Annotated in this window: 18 protein-coding genes, 1 tRNA gene and 2 pseudogenes; 7 read left to right on the top strand and 14 right to left on the bottom strand. The window is 42.9% G+C overall.

Annotated elements, in window-relative coordinates; translation table 11 throughout:
* Positions 1-29: 29 nt before the first annotated feature.
* On the top strand, positions 30-224 hold the full coding sequence (locus ABDK09_13080; protein XAW90348.1) for a hypothetical protein: 195 nt from the start codon (positions 30-32) through the stop codon (positions 222-224).
* A gap of 188 nt (positions 225-412) precedes the next feature.
* Here ABDK09_13080 and ABDK09_13075 read toward each other — a convergent pair whose 3' ends face one another.
* The 5 genes and pseudogenes from ABDK09_13075 to ABDK09_13055 form a co-directional block, all read right to left on the bottom strand.
* On the bottom strand, positions 413-556 hold the full coding sequence (locus ABDK09_13075) for a DUF2474 domain-containing protein (GenBank protein XAW90347.1): 144 nt from the start codon (positions 554-556) through the stop codon (positions 413-415).
* A gap of 18 nt (positions 557-574) precedes the next feature.
* Positions 575-1,582, bottom strand: a complete 1,008-nt coding sequence (cydB, locus tag ABDK09_13070; protein XAW90346.1) for a cytochrome d ubiquinol oxidase subunit II — start codon at positions 1,580-1,582, stop codon at positions 575-577.
* 1 nt (position 1,583) lies between these two features.
* Positions 1,584-3,000, bottom strand: a pseudogene (locus ABDK09_13065) (cytochrome ubiquinol oxidase subunit I).
* 452 nt (positions 3,001-3,452) lie between these two features.
* On the bottom strand, positions 3,453-3,956 hold the full coding sequence (locus tag ABDK09_13060; protein XAW90345.1) for a YeeE/YedE thiosulfate transporter family protein: 504 nt from the start codon (positions 3,954-3,956) through the stop codon (positions 3,453-3,455).
* 19 nt (positions 3,957-3,975) lie between these two features.
* Positions 3,976-4,359, bottom strand: a complete 384-nt coding sequence (locus ABDK09_13055; GenBank protein XAW90344.1) for a YeeE/YedE thiosulfate transporter family protein — start codon at positions 4,357-4,359, stop codon at positions 3,976-3,978.
* Between the two features lie 252 nt (positions 4,360-4,611).
* On the opposite strand from ABDK09_13055, the gene ABDK09_13050 reads away from it, so the two are divergent.
* The 6 genes from ABDK09_13050 (at position 4,612) to dndE (ending at position 11,914) form a co-directional block, all read left to right on the top strand.
* On the top strand, positions 4,612-6,639 hold the full coding sequence (locus ABDK09_13050; protein XAW90343.1) for a DNA phosphorothioation-associated putative methyltransferase: 2,028 nt from the start codon (positions 4,612-4,614) through the stop codon (positions 6,637-6,639).
* A 198-nt stretch (positions 6,640-6,837) separates the two neighbouring features.
* On the top strand, positions 6,838-7,917 hold the full coding sequence (dndB, locus tag ABDK09_13045; protein XAW90342.1) for a DNA sulfur modification protein DndB: 1,080 nt from the start codon (positions 6,838-6,840) through the stop codon (positions 7,915-7,917).
* Entirely contained in the window at positions 7,914-9,545 is a 1,632-nt protein-coding gene (locus ABDK09_13040) for a DNA phosphorothioation system sulfurtransferase DndC (GenBank protein XAW90341.1), read from the top strand. Before dndB ends, ABDK09_13040 begins: the two co-directional genes overlap by 4 nt.
* 8 nt (positions 9,546-9,553) lie before the next feature.
* Positions 9,554-10,723 (top strand): DNA sulfur modification protein DndD, encoded by a 1,170-nt coding sequence (dndD, locus tag ABDK09_13035; GenBank protein XAW90340.1) that lies wholly within the window; start codon positions 9,554-9,556, stop codon positions 10,721-10,723.
* On the top strand, positions 10,719-11,567 hold the full coding sequence (gene dndD / locus ABDK09_13030) for a DNA sulfur modification protein DndD (protein ID XAW90738.1): 849 nt from the start codon (positions 10,719-10,721) through the stop codon (positions 11,565-11,567). The genes dndD (ABDK09_13035) and dndD (ABDK09_13030) overlap by 5 nt, the downstream gene beginning before the upstream one ends.
* Positions 11,567-11,914, top strand: coding sequence for a DNA sulfur modification protein DndE (gene dndE, locus ABDK09_13025; protein ID XAW90339.1), 348 nt, complete (start codon positions 11,567-11,569; stop codon positions 11,912-11,914). Before dndD (ABDK09_13030) ends, dndE begins: the two co-directional genes overlap by 1 nt.
* Before the next feature lie 51 nt (positions 11,915-11,965).
* Here dndE and ABDK09_13020 read toward each other — a convergent pair whose 3' ends face one another.
* The 9 genes and pseudogenes from ABDK09_13020 to ABDK09_12980 form a co-directional block, all read right to left on the bottom strand.
* Positions 11,966-13,102, bottom strand: a complete 1,137-nt coding sequence (locus ABDK09_13020; protein XAW90338.1) for a DGQHR domain-containing protein — start codon at positions 13,100-13,102, stop codon at positions 11,966-11,968.
* Positions 13,103-13,140: 38 nt separating this feature from the next.
* The gene (locus ABDK09_13015) at positions 13,141-13,719 is read right to left on the bottom strand and encodes a hypothetical protein (protein ID XAW90337.1); all 579 of its coding nucleotides are present in this window, start codon (positions 13,717-13,719) and stop codon (positions 13,141-13,143) included.
* Between the two features lie 203 nt (positions 13,720-13,922).
* Positions 13,923-14,738, bottom strand: a complete 816-nt coding sequence (locus ABDK09_13010; GenBank protein ID XAW90336.1) for a hypothetical protein — start codon at positions 14,736-14,738, stop codon at positions 13,923-13,925.
* Positions 14,689-19,029: a DNA phosphorothioation-dependent restriction protein DptH gene (gene dptH / locus ABDK09_13005; protein XAW90335.1), complete on the bottom strand. Its 4,341-nt coding sequence runs from the start codon at positions 19,027-19,029 to the stop codon at positions 14,689-14,691. The genes ABDK09_13010 and dptH overlap by 50 nt, the downstream gene beginning before the upstream one ends.
* On the bottom strand, positions 19,010-20,362 hold the full coding sequence (dptG, locus tag ABDK09_13000; protein ID XAW90334.1) for a DNA phosphorothioation-dependent restriction protein DptG: 1,353 nt from the start codon (positions 20,360-20,362) through the stop codon (positions 19,010-19,012). The genes dptH and dptG overlap by 20 nt, the downstream gene beginning before the upstream one ends.
* Before the next feature lie 2 nt (positions 20,363-20,364).
* Positions 20,365-21,954 carry a DNA phosphorothioation-dependent restriction protein DptF gene (dptF, locus tag ABDK09_12995; protein ID XAW90333.1) on the bottom strand — a complete coding sequence of 530 codons (1,590 nt, stop codon included), beginning with the start codon at positions 21,952-21,954 and terminating at the stop codon, positions 20,365-20,367.
* Between the two features lie 999 nt (positions 21,955-22,953).
* A tRNA-Ser gene (locus tag ABDK09_12990) sits at positions 22,954-23,041 on the bottom strand.
* A 136-nt stretch (positions 23,042-23,177) separates the two neighbouring features.
* Entirely contained in the window at positions 23,178-23,627 is a 450-nt protein-coding gene (locus ABDK09_12985) for an L-alanine exporter AlaE (protein ID XAW90332.1), read from the bottom strand.
* A gap of 237 nt (positions 23,628-23,864) precedes the next feature.
* A pseudogene (locus ABDK09_12980) lies at positions 23,865-26,289 on the bottom strand (ATP-binding protein).
* Between the last annotated feature and the right edge of the window lie 44 nt (positions 26,290-26,333).

Raw genomic sequence — 26,333 nt, 5'->3', positions numbered from 1 at the left:
CAGCAGCAATGCGAACTTGAGGAGCACTTATGTACAGAGTTAAGGACGAGGGGTATACACCACTGTTTTTAGCTGGCCTGTTTGTCGCCTTAATGCTTTATGAATTACTGGCGCGGGACGGCAGCGCATGGCTGTGGATTCCTACCCTGCTGCTTGCGGGAGTAACGGCCTCACTGATCTACGTGGTGCACTGGCATCGCCAGCATCAGGGAGGTGAAAAATGATCCTGTTGATCAGTGCCATCGGGCTGGTAGCCGGACTGATCGCCCTCTACGCCGACATGATCCTGGTCTGGCTGGATTCGGTGATTTGACCTGTTCCCCCAGGTAATCAGAAAACAAACCCCGGCCACAAAGCCGGGGTTACATTCACTTGACTGAGATTATTATAAAATGAGTAGCTTACCCTCTACTTAAGTATGCAACCCTGCAGCATTCATAAAGCCTTTCAGCAGCAGAGACACCACAAACAAGGCCGCCACACTGCCACTCCAGATAACCACCAGCCACATGATTTTTTTCCACCATGGACCCGGTGTTTTGTCAGTCGTGTTCATCGTGTCACCTCCGGCGCGTTAATGATAATTTTCGCCTGGTTTCACTTTGCCGCGGAACACGTAATAGCTCCACGAGGTGTAAACCAGAATGACCGGAATGATCAGCAATCCCCCCACCAGCATAAAGCCCTGACTTTGCGGTGGTGATGCTGCCTGCCAGATACTGATTGCCGGCGGAATAATATTCGGCCACAGGCTAATGCCAAGCCCGGTAAAACCGAGGAACATCAGCATCAGGGTCAGCATGAACGGCAGATAATGAGCATGGTTGTAAACCGAGCGGATCAGCCACCACGAGCAGAGTACGACCAATATAGGAACCGGCGCAAACCACATAATCTGGGGCCAGGTAAACCAGCGCGCGGCGATGTCACTGTGCATCAAAGGAGTCCAGATACTGACGATAACAATCGCGGCAAGCATCACGTAGGTCAACGGAACCGCCAGTTCAGACATGCGTTTGTGCAGGTCGCCTTCACTTTTCAGGATCAGCCAGGTACAGCCCAGCAACGCGTAAGCAACCAATAGCCCAAAGCCACAAAAGAGCGGAAATGGCGCCAGCCAGATCAGCGACGGGCCGCTGTACGTTCGCCCGGTCACTTCCAACCCGTTGATGATGGTCCCTAGCACGACGCCCTGGCTGAACGTCGCAACAATCGACCCGCCGATAAACGCTTTATCCCAAAAAGCGCGGTGCTCAGGAATAGCCTTGAAGCGGAATTCAAATGCCACCCCGCGGAAGATAAGGCCAATCAACATGATGGTCAGAGGAATGGCCAGCGCATCAGCTATCACCGCATAAGCAAGCGGGAATGCGCCGTACAAAGCCGCGCCGCCAAGCACCAGCCAGGTTTCGTTCCCATCCCACACCGGCGCGACCGTGTTCACCATGACATCACGATGCGTTTCGTCTTTATTGAACGGGAACAGAATGCCTATCCCCAGGTCAAAACCATCCATCAGAATGTACATCAGGGTCGAGAAAACAATAATCACAAACCAGATAATCGAGAGATCAATACCCATGTTATTTCCCTCCTTCCGGACCATCAATTCTGTCACGAACCGCCGACAACGGCCGCGCGGGCGTGTGTGAGATATCCGGCTCGTCATGATGAACATCACCTTCATCCGGCCCGATTTTAATCAGTTTCATCAGATAGACGTACCCGACACCAAACACAGAGGTATACACCACAACAAAGGCCAGCAAGGTGAAGGACATGTGTAAATCAGAATGCAGCGAGACCGCATCACGAGTACGTTGCAGACCGTACACCACCCAGGGCTGACGACCGATTTCAGTGGTAAACCAGCCGGCCAGAATCGCAATCAGTCCGGATGGCCCCATGTAAAGCGCAAACTTGAGAAACGGCCGGCATTGATAGAGATTGCCTTTCTTTCTCAGCCACAAGCCAAGCACACCAAGTACAATCATCAGTAAGCCCAGCGCAACCATAATTCTGAACGACCAGAAGATAATGGTGGCATTTGGCCGATCCTCTTTAGGGAAGCTTTTCAGCGCCGGGATTTGTTTATCCAGGCTGTGGGTGAGAATTAAGCTACCGAGATACGGGATCTCAACTGCATACTTGGTGCGCTCCTCTTCCATATCCGGAATGCCAAACAAAATCAGAGGAGTGGCCTCACCGGGCTCGTTTCTCCCAATGCCCTTCTATCGCCGCGATTTTAGCCGGCTGATGCTCAAGCGTATTCAGGCCATGCGCATCACCCACCACAGCCTGGATTGGGGCAACAATCAGCGCCATCCAAAGCGACATTGAAAACATCTTTTTGATCGCGGGGCTATCATTACCTTTCAGCAGGTGCCAGGCCGCAGAAGCGCCGACAAACAAGGCACTGGACAGGAAGGCCGCAATCGTCATATGGAACAGTCGATACGGGAAAGAAGGGTTAAAGACGATTTCCATCCAGCTTTCCGGGATCACCACCCCATCCTGAATGCTAAAGCCCTGCGGCGTGTGCATCCAGCTGTTCGATGACAAGATCCAGAAGGTAGACATCAGTGTCCCCAGCGCCACCATACAGGTCGCAAAGAAGTGCAGCCCTCTCCCGACCCGATTCCAGCCAAACAGCATTACCCCGAGGAAACCCGCTTCGAGGAAGAAAGCCGTCAGCACCTCATAGGTCAGCAAAGGCCCGGTAACACTACCAGCGAATTCAGAGAACCCGCTCCAGTTGGTCCCGAACTGGTAGGCCATCACCAAGCCGGAAACCACACCCATACCGAAGTTAACCGCAAAAATCTTCGACCAGAAATGATAAAGCGACAGATAGGTTTTATCGTTAGTTTTCAGCCACAAGCCCTCCAACACCGCAAGGTAACTGGCGACACCTATGGTCAGTGCAGGAAAAATAATATGAAAGGAAACGGTAAACGCAAACTGTATTCTGGCAAGTTCAAATGCATCCAATCCAAACATTACCAACCCCTGTATTATTCGAGTTATAACCCTTAAACCCTAATTCAAGACCTTAGGATTTTCCAAAATTAGTAACAAATTTAACAAAGCAACACAGCACTTTCTGGCTATTTCAGGACCAGAAAATCACACTTACAGAATATTATTCAATAAAGTCATAGTGTTAATCTGCATTGTTGTGAAACTGCTCTGCATATTGGATACGAAGGTTTAGCTGTAAAGGTTCACAGTGAATAACACTTAAGTTTGCATGGGTAATTCATGATTTAATATAAATATTAAAGTTGGACTAATTATATTCTTATTTAAAGATATAACTATTAAATAAAGTGAAATATAATTAATTAACTAAAATAAATCTATCACCTGTAAATAGGCTAAATAAATTTCAGATAAAATTAGTTTCGTAGACTTCGCCATAATTTCACTTTGCTGGTATTCTTATTCATATTTTAGCCTGTAGATTTTGAGATCTTTAACCCGATATAGATACCCAAAATAATGCTGAACACGGCTGTGTACCCTGCTAGGGATAAAGCCGGCATCGCAACCAGTAGCTGTGTATCGTTACCACCATTTGCTATAACGGCTCCGCATCCCATTAAGATACCTGCGCAGGAATGTCTCACCAGACCAGAGAATCGAAATCCTCTCAAATCAAAGGTTTTGCCAACCACAGAGGCTGAAATCATTCCAGCTAAAAGTGCTGCGATGAGATAGAATCGTGGTAGCTCAGGCCAAGATGATTCATCATTAAGCCATATAGATACACTAATTGATTTTAGTAGACTACTAGGTGTCCAATGCGGCTCGGTGACAAACACAATCCCCGCCATCAGACCAATGCCGAGCATAGATAACCAAAGCTTTTTATTATCGTTCTGCATTCGGTATATAGCGATTCCAAGAACCAGCGTGAGAGGAATAAGCAACAAGTGCTGACGACCATCAAGCAATATCATTTCACTTCTAGCCTCAGAGAAACGATAACAGTGGTAAAAATATTATCCAGCCGACTAGCCAGCCTAAAATAGTAGAACTCATCACAAGATCTCCTCTGGCAAAACGGCTAACCGTTGATACTCCACAACCGCCATTCAAAGACGCTCCAACACCAAAAAGCACTCCGCCTATAAAGGAATAGATACTTGGCCAGTACGCCTCTAAACGCCCATCTGCCAAAGTGTCTCCGCTTAGCTCTATTGCAATCCAAGTAAGTGAGCCACTAAAGAGTATCGCGATTAAAAAATTCGGCTGACCCAGAATTGCCTGCTTCACTCCTCTAACCATGCACAGACCAGTAGTTTGCGCTAAATATCCTAGAGCGAAAATAGAAACGACGGAAAGATAGAACAGCATATACACTCCAAACTTGAACTGCCTTGAGAACACTGGTCTATTAAATATAGTCACAAGTGCACATCTGAACGGTTCTCTTGTTTGGTACGCTAGTAAGCTTGTAGTTACGCGCATTCTGGCTCGAAAAAAGATAATCCTCGTCCCAAAAGCAGCAGAGCAGCTTAATCGACACTACCTGCTTTTAGGACGAAGTTAGGGTTACATAGATAATTAATTCAACGGGTTAAAAAAAGGTATTACAAGGGACCGAGAATGAACGAAAAACAGTTTGCTGAGCTTGTCGCGCAGATAGGGATAGGGAAACAACTGCCTGAGGCAGTCTATATTCATAAAGATGCACTTGTTACCTTACCCAATAGGCTGGCTCAGTTTGTTCCTGCAGTCGCAAAAGCAGTAAGCTTGAACGATGATAGCTGGAATCTGGTGAAACTGTTTAAAAAGGAGTTTCGTTTGTCCTTGCTGCATTATCCTGATTTTTACTCAGATTCTTACCCTGCTTTGAATCAAAGCGTAAACGTTAACCTCTCCAAGTTAAGCCATAAGATTACAAGCTATCAAGGCTCAGATAATCCGCCGATATTGCATCGAAAAGAAACCATGATCTTACCCGATAGTGACTATTACGAGTACTTCGCCACTATCACGCAAGAAGGTGAAAATGCAGGTCTTTACGAGAAAAGTCGTTTGATTGGGTTTAAACGTTCCTGGGAAAACATCATTGCGCAGCACGGATATCAACTCGTTGAAGGACGTTTGTTTCGTACCTCTTCGAAGACTCAGATTGCGGTACCTGGAATTGATAGGCATAGAACAGCTTTAGTCAGACACGAGCTTTCTACACCAATGAAAACATTAGTAAAACATGGTTATCTTGAAGGTTCTCACTCCATTTTCGATTATGGATGCGGACGAGGAGATGATTTAAGAGAGCTCGAAGCTCACGGATTAGATGCTCTTGGTTGGGATCCCAACTTTAAGCCCGATAATGATAAGATAAACTCAGACATTGTTAACTTAGGATTCGTACTCAACGTTATTGAAGATCAAGATGAAAGGCTTGCTGTCTTGCTAGATGCGTGGGAGTTAACGGATAAGTTTCTCGTTGTCTCCGTTATGCTCGCAAGTGAACACTACATAGCTCAATTCAAGCCATACAAAGATGGAGTAATCACCAGTCGCAATACCTTCCAGAAATACTACGCGCAAGCTGAAATCAAGGCGTATATCGGCCGAAGCTTACAAGAAGATGTAATTACTGTAGCTCCCGGAATTTTCTACATTTTCAAAGATAAAATCGAAGAACAGCACTACCTACAGCGTAAGTATAAACGGCACTATAATTGGCAACAACTGACGTCTCCGGCACCTGCAGAGGCAAGCGACAAAGCTAAACTCCTTATCACTCAACATCCGGACTTATTTAATGAATTTTGGAATACCTGCCTGGAGTTGGGGCGTATTCCTGCGAATGATGAATTTGAGCGTTCAGACAAAATCAAGGAGCTCATAGGTTCACACAAAAAAGCGTTTGGATTACTGCGAGATATGTTTGATACCAAAGAGTTTGAACATGCACAAAAGAGCCGTAAAGAAGACCTGTTACTTTACTTTGCTATGGGGCTATTTGAAAAAAGAAAGCCTTACACTCAACAGGCAGAATCGCTTAAACGTGACATTAAAGCTCTTTTTGATGATTACAAAACCACTCTAAACCTGGCAGCAGAGCTGTTGTTTGCGATAGCCGATACAGACTTGCTCAAGACGCAATGTGAAAAGGCTCATCAAATGTTACCTGCCAGTCTGCTTAATGAAGGACATTCACTGATTTTGCATAGAGACTTTATCGATGACTTGCCATTACTACTGCGAGTATATGTTGGGGCCGGCTTGCAAATGTATGGTGAACTGGATGAAGAGATAGACCTTATCAAAATCCATATCACGTCAGGCAAACTCACTTTAACAGCGTACGATGACTACGAAAAATCAGTCCCTTTCTTAGTCGAACGCATCAAAATAAAAATGGCTGAGCAGGACATCGACTTCTTTGATTACATGAACGAGAATCGCAGGCCGCCCCTACTCAACAAACACCTTTACATGCCAAAAGAGCACGAAAACTACGGCAAGCAACTCCGTTTTGATAAGCGATTAGCGGCATTGATGGAGTTTGAACCAACTAAGGAAACTCAAATGATTCGTCCTGAGTTTGAGATCTTGCTTGGGAAATATAATAAGGAAATCAAAGGGTTTACAATACGCTCAATGCCTACCATTTAAAACCAGTAGAAAAGCCAATCGTGCCATAGAAATCTACCGTTTATATCTGTAGAATGTCCGACTCGTTTTTGACATACCCATGTAAGATTTCGCATCTGAAAAATCATTTCATAACAAAAAACAAGATTAGTTTGTCAAAAAATGACATACCGTCTATATTTTATGTCATCAGTAATGACATAACCATTAGAGCTAACTATGCAAAATCAAGACTCGGGCTATTGCTACTCGTTTCCTGCTGTCAGAGGTATTCAAGCTGGTCGTCCATTTTACATCGCCACATGCCCTCTCAGGATCATCCCTAAAATTTTCAGCTACAACGAAGATGATGTGCCTCCCGAGTTGAGAGCTCAACGGACGTTGAATAAAACCCGGATTCCTGAAATGGTTAAATACTTGCTCGATAACCCGAAAGAGTACGTATTCTCAGCTTTAACAGCTTCGGTTGGGGTCGATATCTCTTTTCACGATCATGAAGGTGCTCCCAACCTGGGGATCCTACAAATTCCTATGGATGCACAGATTTTGATTAATGATGGTCAGCATCGTCGAAAAGCTATAGAGGAAGCACTAAAAGAAAACCCAGACCTGGGGCAAGACAATATACCTGTTCTGTTTTTTGTTGACGAAGGGTTAGATCGAAGCCAGCAAATGTTTGCCGACCTTAATAAATATGCAGTAAAACCAAGTACTTCGCTGGGGACACTATATGACCACAGAGATGAGAGCTCAGAGCTTGCACGCGAGCTAGCCACCAAAGTGAAACCATTTATCGGGCTGACTGAAATGGAGAAATCCAACATCAGTCCAAAATCCAACAAACTTTTCACTTTAAGTAGTATCAAGCAGTCTACTCGCGCACTTTTAAGTAAAGGACCAAAAGACGGCTTCAGTGATGATGAAAAGAAGTTAGCCGCTGAATTTTGGGAAGAAGTCACTCGTCATATTAAAGATTGGCAAATGGTTATGGATAAAGAAGTTTCACCAGTACAGCTAAGGCAAGAATACATTCATGCTCATGGGGTGGGCTTACATGCCATCGGTCTTTTAGGCAAACACCTTCTGTGCCAAGAGCCAAACAATTGGAAAAAGAAGCTTCAACCACTCACTAAAGTAAACTGGTTAAAAACCAATCCAGAGTGGATAAAACGAAGCATGAACCACGGTAAATTAAGTAAGTCGACTACGAATATTCAACTTACCGCAAACGCATTAAAAATTGAACTTGGGTTGTCACTAACCCCAGAAGAAAAAGCTCAAGAGAAACAGTTATCATGATAAACGAGCTACAATTAGCAGAAGATCTTGCCGAATACGAAGACTTTATCAATGCAGAAGACTTCGCAAACAACAAACTAAGCCACTATATCGCTGATGTTCAACGTGTTTATTGCGCAGATAAACGCCCTTGGGTTATTGGATACAGTGGTGGTAAAGATTCATCAGCTGTGATGTCTCTCGTCTATATGGCACTTTTGGGGTTGCCAGAGGAAGAACGCCACAAGCCTGTATTCGTCGTCTCTTCAGATACTCTGGTTGAAACGCCAGTGGTGGTTAATCATATCAAAGACTCACTTGCCGCTATTGAACGCGGAGCCAAAAGAGATGGTTTGCCAATCACGACACATAAAGTGGTTCCCAAAAGTAATGACACTTTTTGGACAAATCTCCTAGGTAAAGGCTACCCAGCACCAACACGTTCATTTCGTTGGTGCACAGAACGGATGAAAATCGATCCAGTCAGCGATTTTATCAAATCAACTGTTTCAAAATATGATGAAGTGATTGTTGTACTCGGTTCAAGAAGCCAAGAGAGTGCCTCGCGTGCTCAAGTGATTGCTAAACATAAAATCGAAGGTTCCCGCCTAGCTCGCCATACTACTCTGGCTAACGCATTTATCTTCACGCCAATCGATACCTGGTCAGTTGATGATGTTTGGAAAATTTTACGTCTATGTCATCTTGACACTCAAGATACTCCATATGGTGTTAAAAACATCTGGAAAGACATTTACGAACTGGAGTGGGAAAATCCTTGGGGCGGAAAAAACTTAACCTTGTGGAACTTGTATAAGGACTCATCCGGCCAAGGTGAATGTCCTATGGTCATTGACGAAACAACTCCGTCATGCGGCAACTCACGCTTTGGATGCTGGACTTGTACCGTCGTTACCAAAGATAGAGCGATGGAAAGCCTTATCGAAAATGGTGAAGAGTGGATGAGCCCCTTGTTAGAGTTTCGTAACAAGCTGGCCTTTACTACGGATCCCGCAAATAAAGATGAGTTTCGTAATTTCAAACGCCGTACTGGTAAGGTCACTTATCAATACGCCAAAGATGGTGAGGACATCACCGCCGAGCGCAAACACGTACCGGGTCCATATTGGCTGAAATATCGTAAGCAGTGGCTAACCGAGTTACTCAAACTGGATAAGCAATTCAAAGACGAGCAACGTGAAATTGAGCTAATCACTGCACCTGAATTACATGCGATTCGTCAGGAATGGCTACACGATCCAAATGAGCCAGATTGGAATGATTCACTACCTGGTCTTTTTAAAGAGATCTACGGTTTTGATTTAGATTGGGTCTACGATGATGGAGCTAGTTTTGGCAAAGATGAAGCTGAACTACTATCTGAGCTAAGCGAAGATTTCAATATTGAACCAGAAATGGTGATGAAACTTATTGAGCTCGAAGTATCAATGGAAGGCTTGAGTCGCCGTAGTGGTATAAGTGACAAAATTGCTGCTTTGCTAAAACAGGATTGGGGTAGCCTAGAATCAATTAAAGAAAAGCACTCCGTACTGCAAAGCCGTTCAGAATATGATGTGCACCAAAAAGAAATTGACCGCTACAATCAGCAGTTAGAAGAAATTGAACTAGCTATTAAAAAAGAATTTTAGGCCACACGATGCTAATTACCAAATTAAGTCTTAATAACTTTCGCGTCTTTTGTGGACTTCATGAAATTGACCTAACCCCTTCTGGCCCAGCTTACAACAAGCTCGGCGAAGCGATAGAAGGTACCGAGCGCCCTATTATTTTATTTGGCGGTCTAAACGGTGCAGGAAAAACGTCAATCCTAACCGCCGTCCGCCTTGCCCTGTATGGCCGACAATCTTTTGGTAAGCCCCTACATAACAATGAGTATGTTGAAGAGCTATCTCAACTGATCCACAAGGGAAATAGTATCAATGCCCCGGATACAGCTTATGTAGAGTTAGAATTTACCCACAACCAAGCTGGAAGTGAAAACTTATACAAAGTGACTCGTAGCTGGAAACGCGGTAAATCGGACAACTTAACGTTGGAGCAAGATGGTCAAACCCTCTCTGAATTAAGCTACGATCAATGCCAAGGCTTTTTAAATGAGCTAATTCCAAACGGCATTGCCGACCTGTTCTTCTTTGATGGGGAAAAAATCGCGGAACTTGCTGAAGATGAATCGGGCACGGTCCTTAATACAGCCGTAAAACGCTTGTTGGGTCTGGATGTAATCGCCAAACTAAAGAGTGATCTAAATATCTACCTCAAAAAGCAAGGTGCTTCATTGCTTGAACAATCAATCAAGCAGCAACTCGATAGTTTGGATGTGAAACGTATTCAGCACGAACGTAATTCTGAGAAACTACGTTACGAAGCCAATCAGGTATTGATTCAAATTGAACATGAATCAGAGCAGATACAAAAGCTAGAAGCCGAGCTTTCAAGTAACGGCGGTGCTTGGGCACAAACACGCGAACAAGAACAGGATAAGATCGACCAACTACTCAAAGAAAAAGTTGAGTTAGAAAAGCAGATCCGCATGGAGATGGAGACTAGCCTCCCCTTTTCTCTCGCACCAAATGCGATGAAATCACTATTGGAGCAGATTGAAAAAGAGCAAACGGTTAAACAGCGCCAATCCTTCGCTAGAGAATTGGATGGGTTTCTCGATACCCTGCGCAAAGACCTCGGCTTTCGTTTAGCCGATTCGTCTGTCGCCATGGAAGCCGTTACAGACTGTTTTAACGATTACGTTGAGCAAGACAACGAACAACTGCTATTAGACATCTCAGAAACGCCAAGCAAACGCCATTGACTATCAAATCAATCAAGGTGGTAGCCAATCATTCCAACGGTTTGATGAAGCGCGTCAGCGACTAACTGAAGTCGAATACCAGCTAGATAACATCTCGCAAAACGTTGCACGAGCACCAGAAAAAGAGCAATTGCAGGAGACGTTAGATAAGATCCGCAAGAAAGACAAGAAGAAGCAAGAATTATCTAATGATTACCAAGCGTTGCTAGAAGATGCTAAGCAAGAGCTTAGACTGGCACTTGAAACAGCTAGGCATATACAGAAACTGCATGATAAGCATCGTGACAATGCCAACAAAAACGCGAGCGTTGAAAACGCACAAAATACTATCTTGTTAATGGATAAGTTTGCAGAACAACTAACAAAAGCACGCGTAAAATCTTTAGAGCAACATTTTGTTGAGTCATACAAAAAACTAGCTCGTAAGGAAGATCTACAGCTTACTGCGTCTATCAATCCAAAGACTTTTGACGTTGAACTTATCGATGAGAACGATACCAAGATCAATCGTAAAGCAATGTCTGCTGGTGAAAAACAGATCTATGCGATCTCCATTCTTGAAGCTCTTGGCAAAACCTCAGGGCGTAAACTGCCAATTATCATTGATACACCGTTAGGTCGTTTAGATTCGCATCACCGCGATAAGCTCGTTGAAAACTACTTCCCGACAGCCAGCCACCAAGTTGTGATTTTATCGACCGATACTGAAATTGATAAAGACTATATCAACCTGATCCAGGATGATATCGCCAAGACTTATGAAATCTGTTTTGACGGTAAGAGCAAGTCATCTCACCTAACACAAGGCTATTTCTGGAAAAATGCAGTACAGGAGGCAGTGTAATGCTACCAAACCGTATGAACTTAACCCGTTCGACCGAAGAGCAACTTAAAAAGCTAAAAGGCTACACTGGGATTACACCAAACGTTTCTGCTCGTATCGCATTCTTTCGATCAATTGAGAGTGATTTTAGATACACGGGTGAAGAGGCCAAGTTAGATGGTCCATTAGTATTGGATAAATTTACTTGGCTTGGTGAAACCGCTGATGTAACCGAAATGATGTTAAAGTTGTATTATCCTGATTTAGATAGCAAGCAGCACCAACAGGCATGGGCTGCTCATGTTGAGGATGGGATAGCTTCTGTTAGGAATCATAGAAATACGCTTTGTTTTACCAAAGCGCTATAAATTATCGGATAAATAAAGGTCACAGCAATGTGACCTTTTCTAAAACTTATCTTATCGTGTTCTAAAATTTGATAGGTTTATTTTTTCTCTTACCTCATTGTACATCGCGACACTAGTCTTAGACGTCGCATCTAATGAACAGAAGTATTCATTCTCAATACCAGATGAAATTAGTAAATCTTCAAATTCATTTTTAGATATTTCAAATTTAAAATCAATCTTATCGTCTAAAAGCAAAGTACTCAAAATAAAACCCAGCAATCGCAGCATTGATATCAGACCAACAGTTTTATTTAATACCGAGCTACTATTATTTTTATTCCACGCGACACCCCAGACACTTTCTACTGCTTCAAAATATCTATATACAGTACGTAAAATCACTTCATCTTCATCGTCAACAAACGATTTTCTAAATGGAAACTTATATAAACTATCAGTATCCATATGAGGCATCTTTTTACTAGCAAAGCCTAAAAATCCTTTATCTTTACCTAAAATTATATTTCTATCAATCTGGGCATTAGGCGTGATCAACTTAACCAAATTATCAACAAATGCCGCCTGTGTTAATGGTTGAAACTCATCTAAATATGTCTTTACCCCCAGCCGTTTTATTCTATGGAAGAAAGGAGAGCCATCTTTTTCATTTACATAAGCGGCAATACTATGACAGGTTTTCCAAGGACTTCTTGATTGAGCTAAAGACTCCAAGTCAAAAACTAAGCTTTTATTAACTTTAGTTTGGTTTTGGTTAACCATTGAAAATACTTTTGCTTGTACAGCCATATCTGCGTTTACAAAGATAGTTACTAATACTTCGAAATCTTTCTTATTTCCTTCATAATCTATAAATTTTGTATTATTTGAGTCAAAACCGGCAAGTCTATGTTGTCCATCTAATACTTTAGCAATATTATTTTTTTCATCCTCGTCATATTCGATGACTAGCTCATCACCATTCCAATATATATTTTCAATATCTATAGACAATATGACTGAATTAGGAAAAGTAGCATCAACAGTATTAATATAGGAATTAATTTCTTTGACTCTGTTTTTCTTCAATGGCCTTTGAATACCCAAATACTTTTCAACATCTCTTTCTTCATTTTCAAGACGTCTAACATCAGAATAGGATATATCTAACAAATCTTGTGCTTTCATTTTCCCGACGAAGAAACTCACCAATCGGCTGCTCAACTCTAATTGCTTTAATTGGAATATTAGGCATCTCTTAGTTCCTTATCAAATTTACGTCTATTCTTTTGTTCATTCTCTTCGTAAGTATTCAAAGAATCATTTGGTTTATAAGTTGCCTTATAGGTACAGTAATACCATGAGAAAAGCGTTGTGATAAAAATAGAAATATCAGCTTTAGTTGGATAACTGACAGGACTGGTGGAACCTGTACCAAAATCATACAATTCTCGTGAAACAACGCCAGAGTAAAATAAAGCCCCCAGTAATAATGAATAAACACTCATTAATGCAACTAAAGGATAAAACGCAAAGCTGCTTGATTTTTCTCGTATAAGATGAATACAAGTCAATATAAAAAATGGCGCTATAAACGCTGATGTATATATAAATACTGAATCAGCAAAAAATCTATTGACAAAAACACCAACAAAGTTGGATTTAGCTAGACTCGATTGGACCGCTGAATCAACTAACAATGGCAACAACGAAAACAAGGATGTAACAACAAACTGTACCAACGTAAAAAAATGACACTTACAAGATGGTGTTAATTTTTTTCTTAACTTTTCGTATAAAACCAATAGGTCCTGTCGATTAATCATAATCTTACCTGTTTGAGTAGTTCAACAATACTACAGCAGCTCCAACAAATATGTGTTATTTTATTCATATTAATCAATGTGTTATATACATAAGACAAACCATTGCAAGTGAAGAAGGCCAAGCAATGAATAAAAAGTAAATAGATAAAACCCTCTACGAAATACTTCTAAGAAAAGCATCAAAAAGGCAACAAAATCTTTAACTATTGTATAAGTTCCCAAAATGCACTATCACGCATTTTCACAACGTTCTTAGCACCATCAATATATAAACTAAAATGCTTATCTAATTTCTGAATCGTATCCATTAACCGGTCCTGTTCAGCCTTATCATTCACGCTAAACATAGCCTTGATATCTTGCGGCTTAATCTTAGCCACACGGTGAATCACCCAGGTGAGGATATAACTTGAGTAGTCATTTTCACCGGTTTGGAAATGCGTAATATCCTGGGTTGATAGAATAGCACCAACGCCGTACTCACGCCCTTCTTTGAGGATCTTGCGTAAGCTTGGGAAGTTCTGCGACATAAAGTTGTCCGCTTCATCCACCAAAATCATCTTGGTGATTTGGCGGAAGTCACCCTGTACTTGCGGCTTGCCCTTCTTCTGCATTTGCATATAAAACAGGTCTAGAGTCAGCGCCACGACAAGACTTTGAATCTCACTAGGGTAACCAGCAAGTTCAATCACCGTTATCCCATCGATGAGGTCATATAAGCTCTGACATTGCTGATGATCGGTCTCAAACACTTCTAATTCACATAGGCTTTCAAGCGCTGCATAAAGAGAATCAAGCTCAGGTTCATTACTCAAGAATAGCTGCCACACATCTTCTATTGTTGGAGCTGACTTTGACCAGGTTGTTGGATCGGCTTTGTGAATACCAGCCAACTCATAAGCATCACTAATTAACTGGCGCAGCTTGAGCTGCTGTCTCTGACCAAGATTAAATGCCCTACCCACCGTTTCAGAGAAACCACGAGCCGTATGAAACTGGAAGCATTGGTGTATCACCAAACAAACTCAATGGGTTGTAAGGCAAGTGGAATAATTTAAACTTCTTTGCACCTGCAGCTTGCTGAAACTCGTCATCAACATAATCTGACTTGTAGTCAAAGATCAGCATACCGATTGGTTGCCCATCCACATTATTGGACTGATTACGGTATAACTGAGTGATCGCCGATTTAGTAAACTGCGTTTTTCCCGTCCCCATGGTGCCAATAATGCCAGTATTGGTATTCATAAATTTGGCGGTGTTGGTTGGCTCCCAAATCAGAGGCTGATCATTTAGTGTATTATGACCAAACAAGACTTTTAGGTTATTTGAGCTTGTTTTATCCGCGATATAGCCACCATTCACACTCAACTCTGCGACTTGAGGCAGTTCATCTTCCTCTTGAGGTTGAACACCAGAATCAGGCCGTTCACTAACAACACTAAGTTCGTGTGTTGGTATAGCGAGCTCCTCAATGGCATTTAACAGATACTGTTCTGGCACTTTGCAGATCTGACTAATTGATTGGCCTTGTAACAACTGCTGAAGCGGCGTTGTAACCAATGTATCGAGCAACGACATTGGCAGCTCAATCCTGAGGATGTCATCCTGCATTGTATAGTTGGTATCCAAACATGCAGCAGAATCCAAATGACTGACCACGAAGCCTTCTGGGTAATTGGCTAATTGCCCCAATTGAAAATGGCCAGCTAACCATTGCTCTTTTTCTGCTAGCAGATGGTCAAAGTAGCCTTCACTAAATACTTTGTATAGGCGGTACTTATCGACTTGCATTAAGATCTGGCGAATGAACAGGCTACGAAATATTTGAGGAACAATCCCCGAACCACCTAAAATATCTTCTCGTAAATAGCGACCTAACTCTTTTGCTTGCTCAATTGCTTTAGCGTAATTAGGGACTGCTCCGGTTTTAACCTCTAAAGGCAGTAGGTACATGGTTTGGTCTTTTAAACCAACCATAAGTACGTCATCTGAAATTGCACCTTGTCGATAGCCATTAACATTGCGCGAAAATTCGCTGTCTGACATTTTCAGGCCTAAATTCCCGGAAACTCGGATCATTTCAGAGACGGACAGTGGAACCCAGGTGATATCCGATTGGCTCACCATACTGGTTACAAACTTATAGGCGCCAATAATTCCACGACGCTCTTTTTTAAGCTTGTCAAACTGCTCAACCGATTTATGGCCATTAGTTGGTGCACTGACCATTTTAAGTAGCCAGTCACCATTAAACGCATTGAACTCGTCGACAAAACCGCCATTTTGCTGAGACAACACTTTTTCAAACAGGTGACGTTGTGCCGTAACGGTGATCGCATCGTAACTGGATGACGTGGTGTACTGATCGGAATAGTGAATTAATACCACATCCTCATTACTATGGAAGAAATCAAGCGTCACTTTAGGATCAATGATCGTGGTCCAGATCGAGCTATCGTACGAATGTTTTAGTAGTGTTCTGAAATCTTCACTTACCGCTAAGGAAACGGCATTTTTCCCGTGATATTGGACGTTTTTACCCAAAGCAGGCTTAATCAAGGACCCTATTAATTTTGCAACTCTAAGATGAGGCTTATCACTATAATCGACATTCTTCAAACCAAAGCCGGTGTAATAAGAACCTTGCTTACTTTGAGAAGCTTCACCAGATAAAATGCCATCAGCAGCAACGCCCGATTCCATTGTATCAATATCGACTTCAGTACAATCTACTTTGCTGTTATTCCGGAAAAAGGTAAGGTGCGAATAAGCCTGTTCCTGTTGTTCAATTTGTTTGTTAGTGAACTTACTGTAGGTTAATCGCGTCCGGAGAAGGTCAATGACCGTATCCGCTATCTCTCGAACTTTTCCCTTGTCTAAACCCAACCACTGCTTGAGTACGTCATAGTCAACGGTCTCTGCAAACTGGTCAAACGCATTAAACTGCAATTCTTGGTCATACAAATTGACGTGCATAGATGAAGCATCATCCAAGTTAGCCTTCATATAATCAACAATGCCCAAGAAAAGCTCTTCACTTTTCTCGAGGTTCACGGCATTCACAATTAAACTGTTATTTTCATCTTCAAATAGTTGACTAAATGCCGCTTGAAACTCATCAATTTTTTCATTCACAAGTTTACGGATGAAACCATAGGTGCTTTTTTCTTGGGGAACACTGCGAATCCAAAAGGCATTTTCTTTTACCTGTTGGTTGTAGGCATACTCAAAATGAGGGTGATAGCTAAACGGTAACAATCCGGCTGGAGATAAGCGCTCCAAAGTCACTGACGGAATATTGGTAAATGTATCTTGTTCATCTGATTGAATCTGAGTTTTCAAGTTGGAGAAGTACGCTAGAACTAACGGGTGATAAGGCGAATAGAATTCATCCCCCTCCAAACATACACGCCCTATGTTCATAATCCTTTTCTGTTCATCGGAAAGAGGACCATCAGTTGGTATATTTTCGTAGTATTCAATGAATGCGCCTGTAATACGGTCAACAATTGCCGAAAGATCTTCGCCCCAAGAGACAAGTGAAGGAGTCGTTCGATTTCTATTTAGGTATTCAAATAACTCACTATACGCTTGCCAAATCGCCGGCGCATATTCACAAATGTCATCGAGCTTCAACTCCTGGTCACTGTCGATAAACAACAGTGATTCGCTTACCATCTGATGTTCAATCTTGAGTAACTGCAAACGAGTCGCTGTTATGGTAAATTCACTATTATCCAGAGCAACTTTGCCTTTGCCCGCTAAAAACTCGCCGTTGTATTCATCATCAAACAACTTGTAGTAGCGACCTCGATTCAGTAGAAGTGGCAATGGTAAGGAATCTATTGCTAAGCTTCCCTCAACACGAACATCGAGTTGATGTTCACCCGATGAAATAGAGAACTCTATCTCGTCGGACTCTCCAGCTAACGCATCAAAATCCACAACCCCAAATGCAGCCCTATCAATAACTGATTTAGTATCTTGCAAATGATAAGAGTGTTGGATATCAGGATTGATTCGCAGCACGTTCTCATCCATGTTGAGTTTTATACGAGCCTTTTTCGGCTCAAGCGTGAAAATATTTTTTAGTGGTCCCAGATAAAACATTCCCTTTGGCACAAGTAAGCAACTGAACTTGTAGCTTTCCGCTGTATTGTCACGTTTCAATACAATCGAAAAATAGGTTGGTGAGCCGGTGAATGTGGCTTTTAATGTTGCAAATGCGCTCTTAAACGAATTGCGTACCACCCATTCTTCTTTTTGATTGAAGACTTTGGCGGGTTGAATTTTTAATTGTTGCTTGTCTAAATCACTGGTGCCTTCGAAGGATAGTTTTAGCTCAAATTCATTTTGTTCAGGGTTAAGTTCGACAATGATATGTCTATCACGCATACCGGCTTTTGACTCAGCACGGTTTCTTGCGGTCAACTCGCCACCCGATAACTCTTCTTTTTTCAAAACCAATTGTGCTTTGGTATTGTTTTTCTTCTCTTGTAGCAGCGTTTCTAGCTCTAATGAACGCCAAGCGTCAGGCTCAGCATCGATAAAGTGTTTTCGTACGAATTTTTCGCTAAATGCCTTTAAGTGCTCAACCAGATCATCACTAAAGTTTTCCACTTCAAAGGAGATCTCTTGATACAACTGCCGGTTAGTCTCTAGTCGACCTTGAATCTGCTTTTTATTTTGGCCCATTTTAGTAATGAGCGGGTCATCGAACATATCCAGTTCGTGGAACAGCAAATCCCCATCTTCAACGGCATTGAACAGAGCTTCAAAACCGAACATGGTCGCACCATCTTCTAAAATATTTTCGAATTGATTTTCAAGCAAACATACCGAAACATCTCGGTTTTTATCATCTTTGTCAACGAGTTGCTTGAGTGCATCACAAATTCGACCGGGGCTCCAAACTTGGCCTTTGCTCGCCAAGTTATCGGCAGAATTAATAAGTGTATCCAACAAGCTATTATGAATAACGAGTAGTGAACAACCTCGAAATACACCCTCTTGACCGGCAATAGAATCTCGTAGATGCGAAATGTAGTTTTCTGTATACGTGCCATCCTCACCCTCCCCATGCAACACCGGAATAACGTTACTCAGCGCGGTTTCAATAAATGGGAGTTCAATACCTTGTTCTGTTGCTAAACGTCCATTAGCCTGCTCCATCATGGCGTTGTACAAACGTTGACTGTTCGCACCATCTGGTGATTTAAAGTGAAAACGAAATCCGGCAGGAATACCTTGTTCAGCCCAATGACTAAATTGCTTGGCTAGGAAACGTTCAAATTGTTTTTCGGACATAGACTGCATCTCCACTATCACTCATTTTTTCAACGTTACCAATTCGCTCAAAAAACTTTATCAATTCAATTTCAGTTTGTTTATCAAGGTAAATACCGCGCTTACGGAATTCGGCGATGAGTTCCTGAAAACGCAGTTTGTCCCGGTCACCAATTGCAATATTGGCTAAAAGAAGCAGATGATCTTGGTTTAGGACTAACACCCGGCCAGCACGACCACGTCTTTGAACGAAATCACTCGCTAAATACTTTTCAACTTCACCGACATACTTTTTATTGATAGCTGGACGTTCGGTTGAAGTATCTTCAAATTGGGCGATAGCGAGACCTAATATTTGTTCCAGCCAATCCAGGGCATCTCCACTATCAGGGAGCACGTTTGATAGATTACGGTTTGATTTAAAAGCTTTTGCAAAAAACTCTAACCGCTCTCTGGTTGTTTGGTTTTTATTACGTTCGATTCTTGATGCTAGTTCCCACAGAGGTATTTTCTTCTCTTTTTCAAGGGAATTGGCATCTGGTTGCAGCATCTCTAACATGGATAAATAAGGAAATAATCGATAGCAGCTTCTTTCGAATAGCTTGTAACCATGATTTCTTACATGTGCCCTTTCTTGGCTGGCTTTTTCGTGATCCATGATGAAGTAAAGAGGTTTATGCGTAGGCTCGCCACAACGGCGCCAATCAGTTAATGAAAGCGCTAGTTGAGATACGTAGACGAATCCATAAATATTGAGAAATGGCTTAATCTGAGAGAGCAAATATTTGGGATGTTGCGAAAGAAACTGTAAATCTTGTCTGAAAGACTGAGATAAAAATGGCAAGTAAGGCTTTTCTTTCGCAGTATACGCAGCCTCTTTTGCTTCCCTCATTCTTTCATTCAGCGTGGATAAAATTTCATGCTCTAAAAAATTAAGCTTGGTATCAAATTCTTTGATCCGTAGCTCTTGTAGCAAACTAATGTATAGCGATGCGAAACGGTCATTGGTTTTGTTGTTACTATGAGATTTTTGCCCTTTGAACAGTAAGGTTTCGGGGCTGATATTAAACAGTGCTTCAGTTTCAAAATACATCTTATCCAACACCGACCAAAAACGGGCGTCGTCTAATTTCGTCTCAAACCGACCTTTGCAGTCATTTCTGAAATCATCGTAGCTGTAGCCTTCGATCTTTTTCCTAAGTAACGCGCTAAGGACCATCCCGACGACAATATCCGACTCAAAATCATTCCCCTTGGTTCGAATCGATAAAAAGCTGTTTAACGTATTTTTGTTTGCAACATCTTGGCTGGTCACCGCAAGATCCGATTTAAACGGTAAAGCAAAATCATTCATATCTAAATCCCACTGACTTCAAAATAGTCGCTATCTTGTTTGACGACTTTAAACTTGGCCTGATTAGAAAAAACATGCAGAACATGATTGTTGTTGGCCGCACTGATAATCTGTTCTATAACGTCATCGAGTTGCAAGATTGAGTTTTTATCGTGTTTGTTTGGCCGGTAACCGTGATTAATCCCTTCCAAAAGTTGGAAAAGGTTGATATTGATAGGAATAGCCTTCAACGTGTCATCACCAATTTTTAACCTGGCATCAAAACCACTAATTCTCGATATTGGTTGAGTTTGAATTGCGGGGAAATCAGGCTTAATGTCTAACTCCGTTGCAAGGCTATATCCATTGTACTCACTTACAAAGAATGTACCTTTTTCTAAAGTCGGAGCATTTCTATTGCAGTAGTTGTGTACTGCCGGTATTAACGATTCCCTGTAGAATTTATTCAGCTCGTTACGAAGTTCAGGTGTTCCATCATAATCTCGATGCAGTAACCATATGCTTGCATACCGATCAACTAATCGATTATCAAAACTATTCACTAACTGCTTCGAATAGTGATTGACGAATCTTTCATCATGTTTGAGAAGGTAAATTGCTCTCAAAAATGATCGTGGTGAAGAGATATCTGTAATTCCGAGAGTGGCAAGCTTACCTTTTAACTCAACATATCCAGTATGTTCTATACCCAAGCCAAACTGCAAAATGAATTCGTCTATGTCTCTTGTGTGAGTAGCACTTGGGTCAAAGCTCCTCAGTTGTTCGAGAATTTCGTTATCAATTGCAGTGAAAAGGTTATCAAACAAATAGCCTTTCATAGTCAAGATTTGATAAACAAAATCGAGCAACGACCTAGCTGTAAGGAATTGATCCTTCATTAGTCGAGACTTCAATAGTAATTCAACGATCGAACGCTGTACCGATGCATTACCAAGCAATACAAAATTGGTACATAATTTCGTCCAGCCTGAACGAGATTTCTCTGCTTCATATAAGGTATAAAATGGATTATTAAAATCCGCATATGTTAATTGATGCATGAATTTTTCAGTGAAATCAGAATGGCTCATTCCATCAGAAAAATGGAATTTTGGATAAGATTCAAAATCCAGATAGCTATGCTGCGGAGGTGTTGGCTCACCCGACAAAAACTGCTTTATCGATGATTTGATATCATTGTGCTCATCAGCCCCTTCTTCGGCATAATTACCAAGCATACCGGTGTTAATACCAATGACTAAGGGACGACGGTTGGATTTAAACGCCGAGAATCTATCGTCCAATGCATTGATAGCCGTTTGACTAGGACTGAAAGAGTGTGTCGCATCGAGATGAAAATCAGTCGTTGCACGGTGCCTCTTACTGTAGCGCGTCAATATTTCCGATTTTCCATCACCGCTACTGCCGCACAAAAAGATGATTTCTCCACCACGGCATTTTAGAAGTGCCTTTTCAAAATCGGTTTCGATATCTGTCTTGATATACAGGTGATCTTTATACACAACCAAAGCACTGTCGTGCTCCGCATTTTCAGTACTCACCGCAAACGGAGAAGATTTGGAGAGTAGACTTAACGCCTTGATGAATTCCATTTTCAACCTATGTGCACAACTGATTTTCGAGTCTAGTAAAACTTCTATGTTATAGATCTCATATAAGACCATAATTTGTGTGCGTTTGGTAGGTAAAATCTTTCTGAGTATGTACTTGCGTACAGTTTTGAGGGACGTTAGTAGATAACAGATGCCATTGCGCGGTGGATTTACCAGCCATGACATCAAAATCTATACAAATGATGTATCTTCTGGAATCTTTTTTTTATTTCAATTCCGTTTATATTGTTAGGAGTCTCTTGAGCGTGGCACATTACAACAAAATACCGTAACCCGATCAAATTGGCTTTGTGGGACACATTTATTACCCTGTACGGTTGATTTGTGTCGCTTGGTGTATCTATGGACGGAGAGAATCTTCAATCGGTCGAAGTTCGTCTAGCTGGCCACTTGTTGTTGCTGTTTTTTCGTAATTGGTGGAGCTCTCGTCAGTATTACTCTCAGTGAAATTCGAAAAAATAGTCAAAACAGCTCCAACGGCTAACATTTCTTCTATACACCGATGCTTCTTTATTCGTTGCGAGCATTTTCCATTTCATATCAAGAACGAGACTTCCAGTCGACGTAATAAAAATGGTACACGAAGCTCATTGGGAGGGACCGTTTTCGAAGGTATGTAAAGGCCCAGTTCTACATCTCATTTTACGGTAAGATTGACGTAATCATTGATGGATACTCGAGGAAAACGAAAGTAGCGAAATTTAGCCCAAATTGAGCAATTTTGAATGCATACATTTAGAGTATTAACTGACTGTTTTACCTTACTTATTTCTTTATAAAGATTGATAAATTTTCAATCTATTATGCCGAACGATTAATAGTCTAGATAGTATGCCAAATTGATGATCTTACTTTTAGCATATATTCTGGCATACATAAAAGAGTGGGCGGGGGCGAACGACTAAAAACGATAAATTCAGCGAAATTCACGGACCTAAAACGAAAAAGTCCGTAGACGAACGTCTACGGACTAGAATGTGGCGGTGAGCAAGAGATTCGAACTCTCGATACGTTGCCGTATACACACTTTCCAGGCGTGCTCCTTAAGCCACTCGGACAACTCACCGTTGTGTTAACCTCTTCGGCTAACGAGGCGCTAATTTAATGATTATGCTGGGAATGGTCAAGTACAAAACCGAAAAAAATTGCCCCGTGTAGTTTGTTTGTCTACTAATTGTCTGATTCGTGCAATTAAACGCCGATTACACACTCTGATAGTAGCCTGGCACGCGAAACCAGCGACGGCACATATCGAGGAAGTGGCCGTACAGTACACCCATGCCACAGGAAATCGCAGCGTTACTGGCAACGGCGGTGATGATCTGATCCGTCGATGCGCCCACGGTGTAAAGAATTGCGGCGTATACCGGTGACTGGAACAGCACGTAGGCGAACAGGTCGGCCACATTCTTCATCACGCTGCCTTCAGCAAGCTTTTTGCCCTGGCGCAGTACGAAGTCACGAAACACCCCGTACGGCCAGGCGATGGCGATATTAACCGGGATCGACAGGGTTCGTGAGGCCAGAGACTGTTCAAAACTCATTCCTGACACAAAAATTTCGATGATCATGCCGGCAACAAAGCAAAACACCACCATAGCGAAAGTGTCCGCCGCCGCGTGCCTGATACAAAAAGGACCACGTGCTTTCATTTACATCCTCGAATAAAACATGAAACTATAAAATTGCGACTTTTGTAAAACATATCACTGGATATTATTTTTATTCCAGTTTATGGCGCTATTAAATCACAACAATAATAGTTTTAGGTTCCGTTTTTAAATTCGAATGGTAAATAAACTACCAAAAAGAAAGCAGGAAGTAGCATCTAACGCTGATTTTACAAGCGTTTAACAAGCAATCGTTTATCTAAACGACGGGTATGTAATTTAATTACAGAAATCCGTCAGGAGTACGGTAAGAAGGTCAACTTCCTTGGCCGGAGGCAGACGTCCCCGCCGCAGATGAGAAAGCAAAGCCTGTATGCTTTGCGAGAGAGAATGATCATCAGGGAATTCCAGCGACTGCTGCAAGTTCTGGAGTATGCTGGCGGCTTCTTCGGTCGAACGGTTATCCAGCGCAATATAGAGCTGAACCAGCAGCTCTTCAGTGTTACCGGAGAAGGTCGGCAAATTCGCCCCAGAGCGGAACTGGTACAGTTTGTTGGTGAAGCGGTACAGCGCATCATCCAGCTCGTTTTCATCGATAGGCTTAGCGATAATGGCATCCGCGCCGGCATTCAGCATCTGCTCACGGGTTTCACGAAACACATCAGCGGTACAACCAAAAATGAGCACACCAGACTGCCTGACATTAAGACGCCGGATACCATCAATGGCAGAAACACCATCTTTGACCGGCATATGGTTATCCATTAACACCAAATCGAAACAGCGCTCCTGCACCGCTTTGATCGCCTGGGCACCGTTTCTCCACGCAGGTGCAGTCGAATCCTTTGTTTTTCATAAAGGTTTCAAGAATGATGCTATTGGTGCGGTTATCTTCAACGATGAGTACGCTCAATCCTGTGCAGTGAATATGGCGTGAGGGCTTATCTGCCGCCACTTGAGGCTCCGCCTTCTCCACGGCGACACGGACGATAAAATTACTGCCGATGCCGACTTCGCTGATAACGCTGACGCTGCCTCCCAACACCTCGGCGATCTGCTTAACAATGGCCAGGCCAAGTCCGGTGCCGCCAAAGCGCCGGGTGGTGGAAGACTCTTCCTGTTCAAACGGCTTGAAGATTTTGTCCTGGGCCTCTTTAGCAATCCCGATTCCGGTGTCACGAATTTGCATACTCAGGTAGAGCTGTTCATCTTGCTGCTCTTCCGTAAACGTCACTTCAACCAGGCCGCGATGGGTAAACTTCACGGCGTTGTTGAGAAGGTTGAACAGAATCTGGCGCAGGCGGGCTTTATCTGAGTAATACCAGCGATTGTCTTCTATATGGTTATAGACTTTGAACTGCAGTCCTTTCTCGCTGCACAGAGTCGAATAAACACTGGTGATACTGCCGATGATCGATTCCAGTGAAAACGCGCTGTAATCAAGCTCGAGACGCCCCTGCTCGATTTTAGAAAAATCCAGAATCTCGTTCAGCAGGGTCATCATGTGCTCGCCTGATTCATACAAGCTTTTCATTTGCTGGCGCTGGCGAGGCTGCAGGTCGCCTTTAAGCAGGAGTTGTGCGGTGCCCAGCACCCCGTTCATCGGCGTGCGGATTTCATGGGAGAGCGTGGCGAGAAAGGCACTTTTCGCCTGTGTTGACGCCTGAGCCTTAATTCGCTCTGCTTCGAGGTACACGGTTTTCTGGTTAAACGTGTCGATCAGATAGCGAATCTCGTCCTGGCTGTTGTAGTTCACCTCAATGATCCCACCTTCACGCGATTCATCCACCTGGCGCGCAATTACCACCACCGGGTTGATCAGATAGCGATTAATAAGGTAATAGCCCAGCATGACGCACAACAGCAACAACGGGATCAGGCCCTGCTCTACCCGGGTGACCAGTTCGAACACTTGATCCTTAATTAATTTATCGGCATTCACCACATCTAACTGCCAATGGTATTCACTGAACGGGTAATGGGTAATATAAGCGTCTTCACGTAAGCGAAAGTTGTGCTCGGTGAGAATCGTACCCATCGCGTCTCGCAATCTCACTCCCAGGCCATACTCTTCGGTCTGTGCGGTGATAAAATCGGTATAACCTTCGAGAGAGATGTCGACGGTTGCGACACCGGCTGATTCGCCATGCACATAATACGGCATGGATGCAGTAATCATCGGCACCTGGGTATAAGAGTCGACGTAGACCGGCGACCAGAATACCTTGCCGGGCGCTTTATCCAGCGCGGACAAATACCAGTCTTCGCCGGTATAACCACCAGCAGCCGGGTTATTCCAGGAAATGAGCTGATCGACCTGGCCGTCCGCCGCTTTGTTAAAAAACAGGCTGGCGAATTCCTTATTGGTAAAAACACTCCCCGCTTTCGGCCAGATACCACCGCTGATCACCACCCCGTCCAGCACTTCAAACAGAGCGCGCAGCATACGTCCCTGCTCACTTTGATCCCGTCCGCTCTGGCCAATACTGACAATACTCTGCAGTACACCGAGCGAGTTTTCGAGTGGCTGGCGAATTTCCGTCGCCAGCATCTCGGTTCGCAAATCAAAATTTTGCTGTGCCTGCTGGCGCAGCGGCGCTTCCACAACCCAATACGTTACCGAGCCAGCGGTGACCAGAAACAGAAACAGGTACACCGCCAGAGCTATCATACTTTTGCGTTTGAGTGAGGAGTGAATTTGCATAACTGGTTGAATTATTTCCGTTTGAGGCTGGCATCCTGCAACCA

The sequence above is a fragment of the Vibrio sp. CDRSL-10 TSBA genome, from assembly GCA_039696685.1.
Classification (GTDB): Bacteria; Pseudomonadota; Gammaproteobacteria; order Enterobacterales; family Vibrionaceae; genus Vibrio.
This window is presented reverse-complemented; position numbering and strand designations above follow the sequence as displayed.

Coding starts and splice junctions, on each gene's coding strand:
- ABDK09_13080 (XAW90348.1), top strand. CDS start 30: ATGTACAGAGTTAAGGACGAGGGGTATACACCACTGTTTTTAGCTGGC.
- ABDK09_13050 (XAW90343.1), top strand. CDS start 4,612: ATGAACGAAAAACAGTTTGCTGAGCTTGTCGCGCAGATAGGGATAGGG.
- ABDK09_13040 (XAW90341.1), top strand. CDS start 7,914: ATGATAAACGAGCTACAATTAGCAGAAGATCTTGCCGAATACGAAGAC.
- dptH (XAW90335.1), bottom strand. CDS start 19,029: ATGTCCGAAAAACAATTTGAACGTTTCCTAGCCAAGCAATTTAGTCAT.
- dndD (XAW90340.1), top strand. CDS start 9,554: ATGCTAATTACCAAATTAAGTCTTAATAACTTTCGCGTCTTTTGTGGA.
- ABDK09_13015 (XAW90337.1), bottom strand. CDS start 13,719: ATGATTAATCGACAGGACCTATTGGTTTTATACGAAAAGTTAAGAAAA.
- ABDK09_12985 (XAW90332.1), bottom strand. CDS start 23,627: ATGAAAGCACGTGGTCCTTTTTGTATCAGGCACGCGGCGGCGGACACT.
- ABDK09_13075 (XAW90347.1), bottom strand. CDS start 556: ATGAACACGACTGACAAAACACCGGGTCCATGGTGGAAAAAAATCATG.
- dndB (XAW90342.1), top strand. CDS start 6,838: ATGCAAAATCAAGACTCGGGCTATTGCTACTCGTTTCCTGCTGTCAGA.
- cydB (XAW90346.1), bottom strand. CDS start 1,582: ATGGGTATTGATCTCTCGATTATCTGGTTTGTGATTATTGTTTTCTCG.
- dptF (XAW90333.1), bottom strand. CDS start 21,954: ATGGAATTCATCAAGGCGTTAAGTCTACTCTCCAAATCTTCTCCGTTT.
- ABDK09_13055 (XAW90344.1), bottom strand. CDS start 4,359: ATGCTGTTCTATCTTTCCGTCGTTTCTATTTTCGCTCTAGGATATTTA.
- dptG (XAW90334.1), bottom strand. CDS start 20,362: ATGAATGATTTTGCTTTACCGTTTAAATCGGATCTTGCGGTGACCAGC.
- dndE (XAW90339.1), top strand. CDS start 11,567: ATGCTACCAAACCGTATGAACTTAACCCGTTCGACCGAAGAGCAACTT.